At 57.6% G+C, this 16,491-nt stretch carries 11 protein-coding genes; 6 read left to right on the forward strand and 5 right to left on the reverse strand.

Annotated elements, in window-relative coordinates; genetic code table 11:
* Positions 1-49: 49 nt before the first annotated feature.
* The 5 genes from ACYQ47_RS15395 (at position 50) to ACYQ47_RS15415 (ending at position 5,931) form a co-directional block, all read left to right on the forward strand.
* Positions 50-1,399, forward strand: coding sequence for a phenylacetate--CoA ligase family protein (locus ACYQ47_RS15395; RefSeq protein WP_250495266.1), 1,350 nt, complete (start codon positions 50-52; stop codon positions 1,397-1,399).
* Positions 1,396-2,163, forward strand: coding sequence for an enoyl-CoA hydratase/isomerase family protein (locus ACYQ47_RS15400; RefSeq protein ID WP_459905866.1), 768 nt, complete (start codon positions 1,396-1,398; stop codon positions 2,161-2,163). The genes ACYQ47_RS15395 and ACYQ47_RS15400 overlap by 4 nt, the downstream gene beginning before the upstream one ends.
* Entirely contained in the window at positions 2,160-2,879 is a 720-nt protein-coding gene (locus ACYQ47_RS15405) for an HAD family hydrolase (protein WP_459905867.1), read from the forward strand. Before ACYQ47_RS15400 ends, ACYQ47_RS15405 begins: the two co-directional genes overlap by 4 nt.
* Positions 2,876-4,018: a branched-chain amino acid ABC transporter substrate-binding protein gene (locus tag ACYQ47_RS15410; RefSeq protein ID WP_459905868.1), complete on the forward strand. Its 1,143-nt coding sequence runs from the start codon at positions 2,876-2,878 to the stop codon at positions 4,016-4,018. Before ACYQ47_RS15405 ends, ACYQ47_RS15410 begins: the two co-directional genes overlap by 4 nt.
* 86 nt (positions 4,019-4,104) lie before the next feature.
* Entirely contained in the window at positions 4,105-5,931 is a 1,827-nt protein-coding gene (locus ACYQ47_RS15415; RefSeq protein WP_459905931.1) for a sigma-54 interaction domain-containing protein, read from the forward strand.
* Here ACYQ47_RS15415 and ACYQ47_RS15420 read toward each other — a convergent pair.
* Positions 5,928-6,989, reverse strand: a complete 1,062-nt coding sequence (locus ACYQ47_RS15420) for an FUSC family protein (protein WP_459905869.1) — start codon at positions 6,987-6,989, stop codon at positions 5,928-5,930. The two genes, ACYQ47_RS15415 and ACYQ47_RS15420, sit on opposite strands and share 4 nt — an antisense overlap.
* Before the next feature lie 764 nt (positions 6,990-7,753).
* Between ACYQ47_RS15420 and ACYQ47_RS15425 the strand changes: the two genes are divergently transcribed.
* On the forward strand, positions 7,754-9,082 hold the full coding sequence (locus tag ACYQ47_RS15425; RefSeq protein ID WP_250495270.1) for a hypothetical protein: 1,329 nt from the start codon (positions 7,754-7,756) through the stop codon (positions 9,080-9,082).
* Positions 9,083-9,119: 37 nt separating this feature from the next.
* On the opposite strand, the gene ACYQ47_RS15430 is transcribed toward ACYQ47_RS15425, so the two are convergent.
* The 4 genes from ACYQ47_RS15430 to ACYQ47_RS15445 all read right to left on the reverse strand — a co-directional run bounded on the left by ACYQ47_RS15430 (position 9,120) and on the right by ACYQ47_RS15445 (position 16,266).
* Entirely contained in the window at positions 9,120-10,250 is a 1,131-nt protein-coding gene (locus ACYQ47_RS15430) for an O-antigen ligase family protein (RefSeq protein ID WP_459905870.1), read from the reverse strand.
* A 167-nt stretch (positions 10,251-10,417) separates the two neighbouring features.
* The gene (locus ACYQ47_RS15435) at positions 10,418-11,863 is read right to left on the reverse strand and encodes a hypothetical protein (RefSeq protein ID WP_459905871.1); all 1,446 of its coding nucleotides are present in this window, start codon (positions 11,861-11,863) and stop codon (positions 10,418-10,420) included.
* A gap of 116 nt (positions 11,864-11,979) precedes the next feature.
* Positions 11,980-14,289 carry a polysaccharide biosynthesis tyrosine autokinase gene (locus tag ACYQ47_RS15440; RefSeq protein ID WP_244831382.1) on the reverse strand — a complete coding sequence of 770 codons (2,310 nt, stop codon included), beginning with the start codon at positions 14,287-14,289 and terminating at the stop codon, positions 11,980-11,982.
* 477 nt (positions 14,290-14,766) lie between these two features.
* Positions 14,767-16,266: a tyrosinase family protein gene (locus tag ACYQ47_RS15445; protein WP_250495272.1), complete on the reverse strand. Its 1,500-nt coding sequence runs from the start codon at positions 16,264-16,266 to the stop codon at positions 14,767-14,769.
* Between the last annotated feature and the right edge of the window lie 225 nt (positions 16,267-16,491).

The following is a 16,491-nucleotide window of genomic DNA, read 5'->3' on the forward strand; positions in this document are numbered from 1 at the left end:
CCGCCATAACGAAGAATTCGCGGCAAAGGCCGCTCAACCGAGGAAAGACATGGACGTGGCTGTGACTGCCCCAACGCATGGCGTGTACTTCGACGAAGCCTTCGAAACGCTGCCGTCAGCCGGCGTGCGTCGTCATCAGGACGCGCTCTGGTCGACGCAATGGACGTATCTGCGTGCGATGTCGGCGTTCTATCGTTCGAAGCTCGCACGCTGGATCGAACGCGACGACATCACGCTCGATTCGCTGCAGGACCTGCCCTTCACGGAGAAGGACGAGTTGCGCGTGAGTCAGGAGGGTGCGTCGCCATTCGGCGATTACGTGGCCTGCGCGGAAAGCGCCATTGCGCGCTTGCATCGCACGTCGGGCACGACCGGGCGCCCTTTGATTCTCGCGAACAGCACACGCGATGCATTGGACATTGCCCGCGTCGGCGCACGCTCGATGTGGGCGGCGGGTCTGCGCCCCGATGATCGCGTGATCCACTGTCTCAACTATTGCATGTGGACCGGCGGCTTCACCGATCACACCATTCTCGAAGCCACTGGCGCGACGGTGGCGCCGTTCGGCGTCGGCAACACGCGGATGTTGATCGACTCCATTCTGAGTCTCGGCATCAACGCGATTTCTTGTACGCCTTCGTATCCCGCGCTTATCGAGCAAGTGTTGCGCGAAACAGGCGGACCTACACCGCGCGAACTCGGCCTGAAGCTCGGACTGTTCGGTGGCGAAGCAGGTCTCGACAACCCCGAGTTACGCGCGACGATGGAAGACAAGTGGGGCTTCAAGGTGCGCAATGCGAACTTCGGCTTATCGGAAGTTCTGAGCATTCTTGGCGGACAGACGGACTGGACCAACGACCTCTTGTTTCATGCGGCGGATGTCGTGTTCGCGGAGATCATCGATCCGGAGACACTCGCGCGTTTGTCCATGGAAGAGGGCGTCACGGGCGAGCTCGTGTGCACGCATTTGCGCAAGCAATGTCAGCCACTCGTGCGTTATCGCACCCGCGACGTGGTGACGGTGACTGCCGTCGATGCCGGCGAGGATGGACGCACGGCATGGCGCTTTCGCGTGACGGGTCGCACCGACGACATGTTCAACGTGCGCGGCATCAACGTATTTCCGGGTGCCGTCCGGCTCGCTGTGGAAGCGCTGCCGCAATGGGCCTCGGGACAGTTTCGCATCGTGCTCAAGGGCGATGGCCCTTACGACCGCATCGCGATGACTGTGGAAGCGGCGAGCGGTCTCGATATCGCTCGCTGGGGCGATGCCGCGCATCACATCGAGGCGGCCGTACGCAATCGCATAGGCGCGAGCGCAACGGTCACGATGGTGCCATTCGAACATTTTCCGCGTACCGAAGGCAAGACGCGCTGGATCGACAAGGAGCTCGCATGAGCGACGTAACGCTACACATGGAAGGACCGCTTGCCATCGTCACGTTGAATCGACCAGAGCGCATGAACGCAATCGGCGGTGCATTGCTCGACGATCTGCACGACGCGCTGCAAGGCGCAATTGGCGATGCATCATGCCGCGTCATCGTGCTCACCGGTGCGGGACGCGCGTTTTGCGCGGGCGACGACCTCAAGGAGTTCGACGCCCAAAGCGAAAGCGATGAAAGTATCCGCAGTCATATCGGGCGCATTCAGCGCATCACACGCGATCTGATGTTCGGTGCCAAGCCCGTGGTCGGCGCGGTGCATGGTTATGCTGTCGGCGGCGGCTTCGAGTGGATGCTCAATTGCGACATCGTGGTCGCATCGGACGATCTCGTGTGCTTCTTTCCCGAGATGGAGTGGGGACAATTCGTGACGGGCGGCGTCACGCATCTGCTGCCTCAGGCGATAGGGCATCAACGCGCGATGGAGCTTTGGTTGCTCGGCGAAAGGCAGAGCGCGCAGACGCTGCTATCGATGGGTTTGGTCAATCGCGTGGTTCCGCGCGATGCCGTACTGGAAACCGCGCTCGAACTTGCAGCATGTATCGCACAACGCTCATCGACGTCCGTATCGAAGCTAAAGAAACTGGTGACAAGCGACCTGTCGGGCTTGCTGGCTCGCAGTCTCGAACTCGAGAGTGCCGTCACCATCGAGGCATTCGCGCTGCCGGATGCCGCCGAGCGCGTGAAGGCCTTCGCGAACAGGAAGACGTCGCAATGAGTCCCAAAGCCCTTACGTTCGATTACTTCGGCACGCTCGTCGATGTGGATCAAGGCGGCACGCTCGGCATGGCGGAAGTCCTGCGGCGCATCTCGGTCGAGGCAGACGAACCTGTCTCCCAGATCTATCTCGATTGGGACATCCGCAACGTGCGTCTTTATCGAGGCAAGGCCTACGCGCGCTATCGCGATGTTGCGCAACAAGCACTCGCCGATTGCCTCGATACGCACTGGCCCGGCGCGCGTAAAGGCCATGCGATGGAAACGCTGAACGACGTGTTCCTCTCGCATCTGGTCGAAGCATCGCCGGCACACGCCGATGCTGAGCCGTTCCTCGATTGGGCTGCGGCGCGCTATCCGCTCATGCCGATCACCAACATGGACAGCGATCTATGGCGGCGCACGCGGCTCACACGCTATTTCGAGCATGTGACGACAGCGGAGATGGCGCAGGCCTACAAGCCATCGCAGGCGATCTTTGCGCTCGCGCTCGACCGCCTGGCGGTAAACGCGCACGACGTGCTGCATTGTTCGCTCGCGAGCTGGGCCGATATCGACGGAGCAAAGCCTCTTGGTATGGCGGTGGCCTGGATCAATCGCACGCAAGAGACGCTCGGAACGTGGCAGCCACGTCCCGATTTCGAATTCGACACGCTGTCGCCGGTACGGGACGTTCTTGAAGGTCTGTCATTGACTGCGACTGGGGAAACGATATGAAACGATTCAACTTGGCGATGGCGTTCATGGCATGCGCATTGACAATGGTCGGCGCAACGCGCGCGGCATACGCGCAGGAAGTGATTAAGATCGGTGTGGCAGGGCCGCTCACCGGCAGCGCGGCGCAAAGCGGCAAGGACGATGAGCGCGGTGTACGGCTTGCCATCGACGAACTCAATGCGAAGGCTTTCACAATTGCAGGCAAGCCCGTGCGCTTCGAACTGATCTCGATGGACGACCAGGGCGATCCGAAAGTAGGCGTGAGCGTAGCGCAAAAGCTCGTGGACGATGGCGTATCCGCCGTCATTGGCCATTACAACTCGGGCGTGAGCATTCCCGCCGCGCGCATCTACAACGATGCGCATGTGGTGATGATGACCGGCGCGTCATCGAACCCGCAACTCACGCACCTCGGCTATCCCTATGTCTTCCGGCTCGCGACCAACGACAACGTCATGGGTGGCCGCATGGCGCTTTATTCGGCGAAAGTGTTGAATGCACAACGCGCCGCGGTAATCGATGACCGCACCGCTTATGGCGTTGGCGTCGCCGATGTATTCGTCGACAGCGCAAAGAAGGCGGGCTTGCAGGTCGTCGCGCGTGAATACAGCACGGACAAGGCAACCGACTTCAAGGCCATTCTCACGCAGATCAAGTCGCGTAATCCGCAGGTCGTATTTTATGGCGGCTACTATGCGCAGGCCGCGACGCTTGCGCGGCAAATGGGCGAACTCGGCATCAACGCAACGCTCGTAGGCGGCGACGGTATTTGCTCGCCTGAATTCGACAAGCTATCGGCCGGAGCCGCCGACAAGCGCATGTTCTGCGCGCAAGGCGGCGCGCCGCTCGACTCGTTACCGGACGGCAAGACCTTTCGCACGAAATTCAAGAGTGCGTTCAGCGCCGATGTCGATACCTATGCGCCCGCGTTCTATGCCGCAACGCTCGTCGTCGCGGACGCGATGCAGAAAACGGGATCGTCGAGGCCCGAGGTATACGTCAAAGCGCTGCGCGAGCAGGCGTTCACGAGCATTCTCGGCCCCGTGCGCTTCGATGCAAACGGCGATTGGGTCGATGCGCCGGTCACGGTGTATCAGTTGAACAGCGGCGCGCTCACTGCGATTGCGCAGAAGGATTGACGCGTCCGCTCTAAAAAATCGCAGTGCGGCGGCGGGATTTTGAACTGCTATATTCGATGACGTTGCCCGACCGCTTGCAGGAAGACATGGCCACCGTCGCGCTCGATCCCGATACCGTCACGCTCGAAGGGGCACTCGCCAGCACGAGATGGACGAGCGCGCGCGTGCTTGCCGCAAACGAAGCACGGGTATGCCTGTTCACGCTGGATCGCGCGGGGCACGTGCTGGAAAGCATCGACGAATTCACGAAAGCGGACGCGGCGACACGCGATACGTTCTTTGCGCATTGTCCGTCCGCGCAGCTTGCCGCGTTGGCGGAAGCGGCCACGTCGATGTCGGATGGACGCTGCGTGATGCTGACGCTCGCGGGACGCGCCGCATCGTTTGCGCAGGCGTTCGCGCTGCGAGTCGAGACGCATGGGCGACGTGTTTTCCTCGTTGCATTGCGTGTGCTTGACGCAAGCGGCAACGGCAAGGGCTCGCCTGCAAGCTTCATCACGCTGCTGGGTGCAACGCTCGACGTGCTTCTCCAAAGCGCCTTCGATCTCGCCGTGTACGACACGCTCGTCGAAGAGCAACGCGCGATCATCGACCATATCGGCGATGGCTTGATGGTGATCGGGCAGGGCCATGTGCTACGCCACGTCAACTCGGTGGCGGGGCGTATTCTTGGCATCGATCCGAAAGCGAGTATCGGCAAGACGCTCAACGAGGTGATCGACTTCGAGCCGATCATTGGCCCGATCTTTCGCACCGGCGTGGGCTATGTTGATCGCGAGTTGATAATCGACTCTCCAGCGCGCCATCTTCATCTACTGGATACGGCCATTCCCATCAAAAACCGCTGCGGGGAAGTGGTGTCTGTCGTCAACACGTTCCGTGAGATGCGTCGTGTGCGGAAGATGGCGGGACGCTATGCGGGCAACCATGCGCGCTTTACCTTCGACAGCGTGATCGGTTCGAGTGCCGCTTTGAAGCGCGCGCTCGATGCGGCGAAGAAGGCGGCGCGCGGCGCGTCCAACGTCCTACTCTCGGGCGAAAGCGGTGTCGGCAAGGAGGTTTTCGCGCAGGCCATTCACAATGCGAGTGTGCGCAGCACGCTGCCGTTCATCGCAATCAATTGCGCGGCGCTTCCTCATGCGCTCATCGAAAGCGAACTCTTTGGACATGCGCCCGGCAGCTTTACGGGCGCGGCGCGCGATGGTCGTCCAGGCAAGTTCGAATCCGCCGATGGCGGCACGGTATTCCTCGACGAGATTTCGGAGTTGCCTATCGACGTGCAGGCGAAACTGCTTCGTGTATTGCAGGAACGCGAGGTCACGCGTATTGGCGATACACGCGGCATTCCGGTGGACGTTCGCATCGTCTGCGCGAGCAACCGTGATCTTGCGGCCATGGTGCGGGAAAAAACCTTCCGCGAAGACCTGTTTTATCGATGCAACGTAATCGAGATCACGATTGCGCCGTTGCGCGAGCGGCGCGAAGACATCGCGGCAATGACGGCATTCTTCCTCGAACGATATTGCACGCGGATGCACAAGCCGACGCCATCGCTCTCGAAGCATGCGCTGCAACAGCTCGAAATTCACGGTTGGCCCGGTAACGTGCGCGAGCTGGAAAATCTCGTCGAGAAGATGGTGAATTTGAACGAAGGCGATTGCATTGCGGATGTATCGCCGTTTTTGCGCAGTACGACGAGCGCGCAGCCAGGCAGCGATACGCGCAACGCTTCACGTCAAGAGCCGGTGTCGCTTCAGGAGGCCGAGCGCATTGCGATCGAGAATGCGCTCGAAGCATGTCGCTTCAATGTTACGACCTGCGCGAAGTTGCTGCGCGTATCGAAGCCCGCGCTTTACGCGAAGATGAAGCGGCACGGCATTCGTATCGAGCGGTCGCTTCGACAGCCGTTCTAGAATCTCGTTTCCAAAAGCCACCCTATGTTCCTGAGGTTCGCCTCGATTTGCTCGAGAGCGAATAACAGCGTAGCCAGCGCCTGCAGTTGTTGCGACGCCTCATCACGACGTTCGGCGGCCTCTACGAAGCGCGCTTTGACGGATGCGGATGCATCGCCGAGCGGCTTTAGAAAATGCTCGCTGGGTGGAAGCGCGGCGCCGTCGCGCAGGTACGCGGCGAGTTGTTCCAAGTAGCCGCTCGCGCATTCGCCTACTGCGTTGACGCTTTCGCGCAGCAGCTTGCGCTCATCTTCGGGAAGCACCCTGCATTGCGATTCCCCGACACGATCGAGCAGTACCAGCCCATGCCACAAGGTTTCGAACGCTGTCAGCGCCGCACTGAGCGTCGGTCCTGCGCGAAAGCGCGCCTTGACGCGAGCATCGCTACTGACCGCGCGAGCGTCCACGAGATGGCGTAAAAAGCGCTCATGCAAGGCGTCGACGGATGCGCGGTCCTCTACGGCGCTCAAGATCGGCAAGGCATGCAGCAATGCGCGGCAATCGTCGATGAGATCCCCCATGATGCCGAACGCACGCGAGCGCGCCAGTTGTGGCCAGACGCTCACCGATACCACGATGCCGATGGCAGATCCCAACACGATGGCCTCCGCACGCGATATGGCGCCCGCGAAACCTGCCGAAGGCTCGAGCGCGATTGCGGCAGCGACCACGATGCTGTAATTGGTCGTCGGGAAGATCGACGACAAAAGGCATGTCGCGAGCGTGGCGACGCCTAACCGCAGTATCGCGTCGCCGGCATCCGGGAAGACATGCAGGGTCGCCAGGCCGACAACCGTACCGGCCACCGCGCCAATCATCTGACCGATGCCATGTTTGAGACTGCGGTCGAAATTCGCCTGAAGGGTGAACAGACTAGAGAAGACGGCCCAAGTCAAGCTCGTCGAGCCCATTAGCTTCATGCACGCATAAGCGAGCGCGCTTGCAAACAGGGACTGGAGACAGATGCGCAATGCATCGAACCGATCAATGCGTCGGTAACGATTCGATAGGGCGGTCACTTAGGGGCGTGAGGGCTTCGATTGAACGAAATGCGGGTTTGCCATACGGAGGAGCGCTTTATTTCTCATGCAGCGCTTGAGCTAAGAAAAAAATAGAAGCGGAAAAAACCGCGTTTATGAAGGCAGATTTTGGCGTACGCACGTTCGTATAAACAGTCGAATCTCGGATAAATTTTTGATGCGATGATTCCACGATATGAAAGTTCACGCCTGAGGCCACCGTCCGACATGGCCTTACGCCCAATAAATTCACAAAAGGTAAGATCTACTTAGTAACAATGACATCAAAATAAAAAAGGTACAATTTGCCCTTAAGCGGCGATTGACTAGCGTCATTTGTTCCGCTCAGACTAATTCGAACAGCCCTTTTCTTGCTTTTCTTCCAGAAAGTACCGAACGAGGGTTCACGAGGCGTGTCATTTTAGGTAATATCCTCTTATCGTATGACCTCTAAGGTAAGCGTTTGCGTTCCACAAGGTGCGTATCTGCCATGTCTTCTGCAAATCGCGGAACCACTGTGTCTCTCGGAGTCGTCAGAAGTTCCTTAGTTTTTTGATGCAGCAAGGGTTAGTCATCGCGCAACGGCCGTTATTTCCGCATCGCGCATCGGTGATCACCAACCTTAGAGCTTCCAAGGTCGACACGCTGCCAAATAGCGTAAGTACCTTGGTTCATCCGTTAGCAGTCCTCTTTAAAGGGGGCACGAAGACATCCATCTCTAACCTCAGGGAGTTTTCCGCCCGACTTGGCGGAAGTACGAAACGATGATTAATCGACGGAAATTTCTAGCTAGCATGACCGCGCTGCCCGGAACCTATATGCTGTCCGCTTGTGGTGGCGGAGGCGTGGGCGAACTGCCGGAGTCGTCGGCAAAGGCTTCGGATGACTCTGCCTTGCCGGATTCGACTGCCAAGGCAGCAGCGAACGCGTCAGCGGATGGCACGACCATCCCTAACGGAACGTCGATCATCGATAAGACGGGAGCCGTGTGGACGCTCTCAGGCGGTATGGTCTACAAGAACAAGACCTCTGTGTCGATTGCAAACGTAGTCATGCTCCTTTGGTCGGGCGGCAAGATCTACCAGAAAAACAAAAGCAATCAGTTCTATGTTTGGTCGAACAAGTGGCTCGCATGTAACGACCCGCGCGTCGACGTCGCCGCACCGGCAGGCACCTTCTTCGGCATGAATGGTCACTGGGACTATCGCTACACGCCCGCCGAGACCATCTCTATTCTGAAGGCCTTGGGCTGTACCATGTATCGCCTTGGCAGTAACGGCACCACGCAGCAGAACAACGCCGTAGCCAAAATGGCTTCGGCCATGAATGGGACCGGTATCAAAATCCTCGCGCTCGTTCAGCAAGGCTTGACCGACGCTTCGGGCAATCTGTTCGGTAGCGAGGCAGCGGCTTACGCTACGGCCTATAACACGGGCATGACTGTGGCTGCCGCGCTCAAGCCGCACGGTGTGACCATGTACGAGTGTGGCAACGAACTTACCCGTCGCTCGCAGACCGTGCTGCATTCGAACCGTGCGGGTACCGACGTAGTGGATTTCAACAACGCGAACTGGCCCGTCATGCGCGGCGTCATGCGGGGCCTGATGGCTGGTGTGAAGGCCATTCAGCCGGACGCGAAGTGCGGCATCAACTTCTGCGTGGCGGACATCGGTGCATCGGATGCACTTTGGGACGGCATGCAGCCGGACGGTACGAGCGGGCATCCCAAGGTTCGCTGGGACATTACGACATGGCACAACTACGAGGTGTACGGCGACTTGTTTGATATCGGTTCGGACGGCGCGGGACCTCACTTCGATTTACCGCAGTACTGCAAGGCACGCTACGGTGTTCCTTTCATGATCACCGAGTGGAACGCGAATCCCGAGCAGACCGATGCTTACCGCGCCACGTTTGTCCAATCGCGCCTGCAGTCGTTCTACAACGCACGCAAGACGCACAACATCCAGTCGACCATGTACTATGTGCTCGATAGCGGCGATCACACCTTTGGCATCATGACCAACGGCGTGCCTATCAACCCGGTGTACTCGAGCTACACCAACTTCGCCCGTGCGCGCTCTGGTGCTTGATTGCCCGCGCTAGTGACCGGAAACACAGTGGTCGAGTTCACTGTGGTTCCGGCCGGACGGCGAGCGCGCTTCTGACCGGCGCTCTCGCCGTGCGCGAGCGAAGAAAGCGCATGGAAAGTCCGCGAGACGACACCACAAGAGACAGCACAAGCGCCAGAGGTAACACGTTGGATGGCGACGTCAAGCGGTGTTCCGTGGCCGCCATGACCATCAGGCAGACCGAAGAAAGCTCCACGAAGCGAAGCGCAACGAAGTCGCGCGAGCCTCTCAAGAGCAACGATTCCTGTGCCTTCCGCTGACACCAACCCGTCAGTCTCCAGTAGAACGACAACATCAACACCAGTCCAACGATCCCGAGTTCCGCGAGGAAGTTGAGGTAAGAGTTGTGCGCATGCGAGTCGCTATGATGCGTGGTGATCCGCAGCGGTTGGGCGAACAGGTGAAAGTAATTGATGTATGAGGCTATTCGATCATCGAACGATCCAAAGCCCATTCCGACGATAGGACTCTGCTCGAAGTACGCCAGCGCACGAGGCCATAACCATTCATAGCGGATGTTGAGATTCGCCACTTTCTCGTCGGGATCGCTGATCGCGAACGTGTAGCCCATGTAATTGATGTGCGGTAACGTGTGCCACTGCGCCACCGCTAGCGACGCCAGGATCATCCCTGCGATCATGGTCGCCAGCACCCAGCGTTTGCGACCCAGCACAATGTAAGGCACGATCATCACGATGCCGAGCAACGAGCCGCGGCTGTAAGTCGACCAAAGCATCAAGAAGTTCGCGCCCATGAGCGCAAGCATTGGCTTGCTGGGTTTATGCATGTAGTTTGCAATGCCCAGGCAAAGCAGCATGGCAAGGAAGCCGCCCGCCGCATTTCGTGCGATGAACAAGCTCCCGTAGCTATCGCTGGGATGCTTGAGAATCGAGAGCAGTCCGGCGTGTGCCAGATAATAAGCGTAAAGCGGAGCGTTGACGCAGACCGCGAAGATATAGAAGCGGCGTAGAAGCTTGTTCAGATCGAGGTCGTGCGTGTATAAGAAGCCTGCGAGTATCGGCGCGTAAGAGATGTAAAAGTTGCCATCGCGACGATAGAATTCGAAATCGACGAGAGAAGCGGGATCATAAAATATGGTCGATATCGTCGCGAACGCGGCAAAGGCCACGAGCGGCGTGACGAACGAAGGGTAAGAGCGTCCGAAAAAACGCCACCCGTAAAGAAGGATCGGCAGAAATCCTATCGCGCTTAACGGCACGAAGTTCGTCACTGTCAGCAACAACGCAATCAGCGTTATGTAGACCATGCTGAGTCCCCTTGATTTAGTGCTTGAGCTCAGGCCTTACGCCGCAGAACAAGATAGCTGAGATGCTTTTTTTCGCCGGTGCCGAGTGCCGCAGGCGTAGAAAAGCTCACGTTGATCTGACTGCCCTGACGCTTTTCGACCTGAGCCGTCGACACGGCGCCGGTAACTGCATCTACCAGCGATGCATCCAATCCGCCGCTTGCAAGCTTGCTACCATCACTCAACTGTACGGTCGATTGTCCTGGGGAAGAGCCGACCAGGACGATCAGATCGTTGTCCGAGTACAGCGCCTGAGGACTCTTGTCGTCGCTTGCCGTGACTTGGCCTGTATAGGGCGAAAGCGTGCCGCGAAGAGTCGAGCAGAGAACGATCAGTGTGCGGCCGGGGACGTTATAGGTACGTGGCGTGCCGCGCTTGGTGAGTCGGAATGGATCGTAGCCGTCCCAGTGATAAATCATCGAGACATATTTGTTCGGATCGTCCCATCCGCGCTTAAGCGCCCATACCGCGAACGAAAAAAAATACTGAGGCAGGTAATGTGGATCGATCATGTAGCGGTCGCCGATCTCCGTCTGCCAGATGCCTCGAACCGTCCCAGGCTGCACATAACGCGAGTAAAGGTTGTCCAGATCCTTGACGCTCATGTAGTGAGTGTCGAGATAATCGACATTGTCGATCATGCGAGTCTGGTAAGTGCCGCTGCGATAATCGAGCCACTTCACGTACGAATCCACGCCGCCTTGATCGGGCCAGCCGCCATAAACAACATAGCCTTTGTACTTCCTAATGATGGCCGCCGCCGGAAGATGGATCTTGTCTACATAGTCCTGCATGGCGCTGTCATAGCTGGACGAGAGCTTACGGTCCTTGTTATATCCCGATCCGTGCCAGAAAGTCGCCTGCGGCGATCCCCCTGACAAGCGCCCGGCCGCTTCATTCCAGATCTGGAAATACTTTACGTTGTACGGAGGCGCGCTGTACTTGCTAACGGCCGCTTCGACATATTTCTGCCAATAGCTCACGTCTTTAGGCGCGGATTTCGAATCGCCGTCAACGCTCGCGTTCCACTTTGGCGTATAGCCAAGATAGAGCAGCGTATGCACGCCGTTTTGATTGTTCCTTAAAATGCAGCTCGACAAGTCCACGTCGAAACCCGGACTCGTCTTCGAGACGTTCATTGCGTCGCTTGAAGAATTCGGCTGACCAGGTCCCACCGAGTCACGGCCCCAAGTCAATCCCATTTCGCGCCACATACAGATGTCGGTAGGCGTCTGAGGAAAACCATTCGAGCCGATGAGGTCTGTAATGCGTCGCGGTCCGGTGCTAAGGGCTGGACAATTGCCTTGCGCTTGTGAATTCAACGCGTGAACGCTTAGCGCCGGCGCTGCGCTAAGGCAGGCCAGTCGCAAAAGCGTGCGTCGCTTTTCAAATAGCTTGGAAAATGCGCTTTCTGGGATCGAAGGATCGTTAGTCAAGGTATTCAGGCAAAGAGACTGTAATGCCGCGGGCAAGCCGCGCAAGGCGGCGACGAATACTAGTCGCTAAGGCGGCTAGCATTCGCTGCAAGAAGAAACGCGATGTGCTTCGTTGCTTAGCCCGGTTGTGCCGCCGCTGCGGTGTCCGCCATGATGTAGCTATAGCTCTTGTCGCTACGGCGTATCGGAATAGCGTTGAAGACCGCGCCGAGCACGCGCGCGTCGGATCTCTCAAGCTTCTTGACCGTCTCCGAAATTTCTTTCTCACTCTGCAAGCCCGAACGCAGCACGAGTAAAGTGGCGTCGGCCTTGGTTGCAACGATAGAAGCGTCGCCCACCGCGAGCATCGGCGGCGTGTCGATGACGATCACGTCAAAGAGCGGTCTCAAGTCCCTCAATACATCATCGAACGATGTCTTCATCAAGAGCATGGCCGGATTTGCGCCGCGCGATCCGCATGACATGAATGAAAGGCCATCCACGCCTACAGAACGTACGACCGAGTGTAGATCACGATCGCCGCGCAGTACTTCATGTAGGCCGCCAGCGTTGCCTTGACCGAATAGCGATGCAAGACGTCCACGACGCATGTCGCCATCGATGAGAAGCACGCGATGACCGATCTCCGCAAGCACTGCCGCGAGATTAGCCGCGATAAAGCTCTTGCCAGCGCCTGGTGTCGGTCCGGTCAGACAGATGACTTTGTTTGGGATATGACTGAGGTCATTGAGTAGGGGCGAGCACACCTCTCTGATCGCTTCGACCGCCGGGTCTTGCGGGTATTGCGCGGCAAGCAACGCCAGATGATCGTCACGGAACGGATCAGCGCTTCTACGTTTGGACCGGTAGGGCGCCGCAATGCCAGTTGAACGCTTGCCCGGAATTCTCGATGAGCCGGAAGGCAAGGCGAGCCGTTGGGCAGCGCTCTTCGAATACATCATCTGATGCTGGCTGAAATAGACAGCACCGATGAGCGGTACGCTAAGCTCTTCGATGTATGACGGGTCAGTCACGCCAGTCATGACGTGCTTGCGGATGAAGACCGAGAACACGCCAAAGATGAGCCCGACAAACACACCGCCACCAATCACGAGAAGCCGATTAGGTTTGACCTGATGCAAAGGCGTGATGGCGTAGTCGACAATATGCGCGCCACCTGTCGAGCTCGCACGCCGCACGGAGAGCTGCTCCGACTTCTGCACCATTCCAAGGTAAATCGTTTCGGCAACTTTGGCGTCACGTTCAAGATCGAGGCTCTGGCGCTCGGAGGACGGCATCTCGGAGAAGCGCGTGTCCAGCGTCGACATTGCGCGCTTGAGATCGTTGAGCTGATCGTCGATATTCACTATCCAGCGGCTGCTCGGCTGGAAACGATTCAGGAGCTGAGTCCTCTCCATCTGCAAAGCTGCATATTGCTTTTGCAGTTCGATGCCACCTTGAAGATACGCTTGCGACTCTGCGGTCGGTTGCAATGCCTTGGCTTTGGAACGGTATTCGTTGAGCGCCAGTTCCGAGCGCTTGAGATCCGCCTTCAATCTCGGCAATTCCTGATTGATGAACTCCAACGTGGCGCTGTCCGAGCGTTGCTTCGCGGCCACCGCGGTGGCAATGTACTGATCGACAAGTGAGTTCGTCACTTGAGCCGCTTTCCAAGGATTGCTGTCGAGGAATGTAAATTCGATGACGCCCGTGTCTTTCGCCATGTCCTGCACTTGCAGCAGGTCGGTGAAACGCGCTACGGCATCGCGCGAGTTATAGCGGATCAAAGTGAAGTCGGTACCCGGGCGAGCGACGATCTTCTTGATATCGAGCGATACACCGTTGGCGCTGGCCGGCTTGCCAGCGACGCCCGCAATGAGCAATTCGCCGGAGGGACCCGAAAGCTGATAATGCCCATCAGCACCTGCCGTCAAAGTGAATTTCTCTTCTTCCAGTTCATGCGGCACGTCGAACGAAGCGACCTGCAGTTGCTCGCCACCCCACGCGAATGAGCTGAGCCCAAGCCAAGGAGACGCGGGCCTTCCCGGCGTAGCCAATTTATTTGCGAGCGACCCGATAATAGGGATCTGCTTCGGAATCACGGCGACATCAAATCGATATTTTTCGATGACCGGCTGAAGCACGGATCGGCTCGTCATAACCGCCATTTCGGCGCCAGGAGACGGGTTCATCAATACTTGCGCATCCTGATTCTGCAGGGCGATGCCAAGCGCATTGGGCTCCGTTGGATCGACTCTGACCACCGCATCGCCCTGATATTGAGGCGTGGCGAGAAATGCATACGCGACCGCGATCAATGTGACGCCAAGCGCCACAAGGAGAATTTCCTTGTAATGATCTCTCATGAGAGCCAACATGGCGCGCACAGATAACTGGCCGCGCTCGTGGCTAAAATCAGGCATATGTGTGGCGACGGAGTCTTTCACGTGTATTTCCCGGAGCGTGGAACAGGATAGAAAGCTTACGAATGCCCGGTTAAAACCGGGCCGCACTATCACAAACGCGCTACGCGTGAGCGGCGATCAATCGCAAGACGAGGCTAAGCACGGTGGAACCGCGCAAACGAAGACACGTTTGACCTTGGTTGGTCGCCGCGTCTTAGACGATCTTTCTTTCAAATTAGTGACCTTCGAAATAAAGAACTCTAAATGTCACATCAGAGTCAGGCTTTAACGCCTATCGTGCCTTTGAAGAGGCTGAACCCAATTTACCTTGGGAGAGTTTTTTGGAAATGTGGTCCTCCTCACACACGTACGGAAGCGCGCTTCGTGCAAGTTGCATTGACAAAATTTGCGCGCATACGGCAAACGCATGCCAGGCGGTTCTGAACCGGCCCAAAAAGGGATAAGTGAGGCGTCTTCATCTAAAAAAATAGAATGATAAACACGACGCCTCATAAGCATTTAATATGCATCGCCCGGTTTGCGCGAGACTGCGGGCTGAACGATAAACGGCGCGTCGTTGGTTAATTCGACGCGAACTTCGCCTACTGTCATGACCTCGCCTTTTGCCGTCTCGGACCCGTTCACGCGCACTAAGGAAACGACATACTCTCGGGTCGCGCCAGCGCCCATCTTGGCAAGCGCCTCGGTTGCGGGAAATTCAAGCTCGACGTCGCCGTGATGCGCAGCCCCGGCTATCTCGAATGGACCGAGCGTGCCAATAAAATAGGTGGATTTGGCGGTTTCGGCGTCGACCTTATCTGGCAAGTTGAGATAGACGTTATAGAAGTATCCGCCAGCAGCGCCTGCGCGCGTCAAGGCGAGTCCGTCGAAGACAATCTTGACCGACCGATAACGATTTGCAGGGACGGCTAGCGCCTGCGTTGCCGATGAGCTTTTAGCGTCCGTGGACGAGGCAATCGACGTTGCGGATAGTAAATCCTGAAGGTCTTGCGTCGAACTCGCTTCCGTCGTTACGCGAACGCTGACCGATGCTTCTCGTAGTGCCAAGCCTTTCACGCCGCCTATCGCGCGTCGTCCGGTGGCAAGCGTGCGTGCGGGTGTGGCGGCAAGGCTCACGAGTGCCGGGCGCGAGCGAAGCGGTGTGATTTGCGCCTGGACGCGAATAATGTGCGCTGCATTTGCCTGCGGCGGAAGCGCGGTAGGGCGATTGGTGTTGGCGTAATCGTAGCCAAGCGTGCGACGGTTCGAATAACAGTCGGACTTTTTGATGGTTAATCCCGTTGCATAGGTGAACGTGCCTGCCCAGTAAGCTGCAGTCGGAACAGGCATGGTTCTGCCATCAGGCAAGGCCCATGCATGCCAGAGGCGATCCACGTTTGCATGATGCAGGTAAAAAATAGGATCGCGCGGCGATTGCATCGTTGCCATGACGTTGCCGATCAGGTTGTGCACCGGATTGTGAGGCGCGGTTTCGAATTTTTCCTCGAAGGAGTTAGCGGTCCCGCGCTGAAAATTTACGGTCGTGGCGGCGAATGGCGACAGGTCCAGCGACGAGTACACATTGTTGTTTAGCCGCGGACAAAAAAGCGGGTTGCCGCTAGCCGAATCGGTGAATTCTGGTGGGATGCTTGGTGTGTGAAACCAATCCCAGTACGGCAGCGTCAGAGCGTTGTCACCGGACACGATCCGCAACTGCTTCTCCAGGTAATAAAGATATCCGCGATGCCAAGCCAAAAAATATGGCATCTTATGCGGACAGTAATTAGCATGCACGTTCGCCCAGTACAGCCAGGAATTGGGACTGCTGGCCGTCTTGTTTGCCATCATCGTCTGCAGAGCGTTAATGAACGATCCATATTGTGGCGTCAGCTTGAATTGCTCCCATTCGAGGCGTACGTATGTCGTGGTAGCCAGCGCGTTTTGTGGAAAGGGAGCCACTAGTAGTGCGGACGCAGAGGCGCCCAGGAAAGTGCGACGATCAAGTTTAAGATACGACATCAGCGCTCCATAACGTAGTTTGCCTAAGTAATGCGGGTCCGTCGAAGCGCGATCTTGGTGCGCTTTTTCGTGTCGGAAGAGGTTCAGGCAAGGGCGGATCGGACGAGCCAAGGGCTCGATCAGCCTGCTTCGGGCGGGTGGCGACTTCGAACGTTCGCGTAGCCGAGGAATTGACGTGTTGATATGAAGTTCTACTGCATTCGATGCCGTTCTGATCGTACGGTC

This window comes from Caballeronia sp. HLA56, assembly GCF_054655155.1.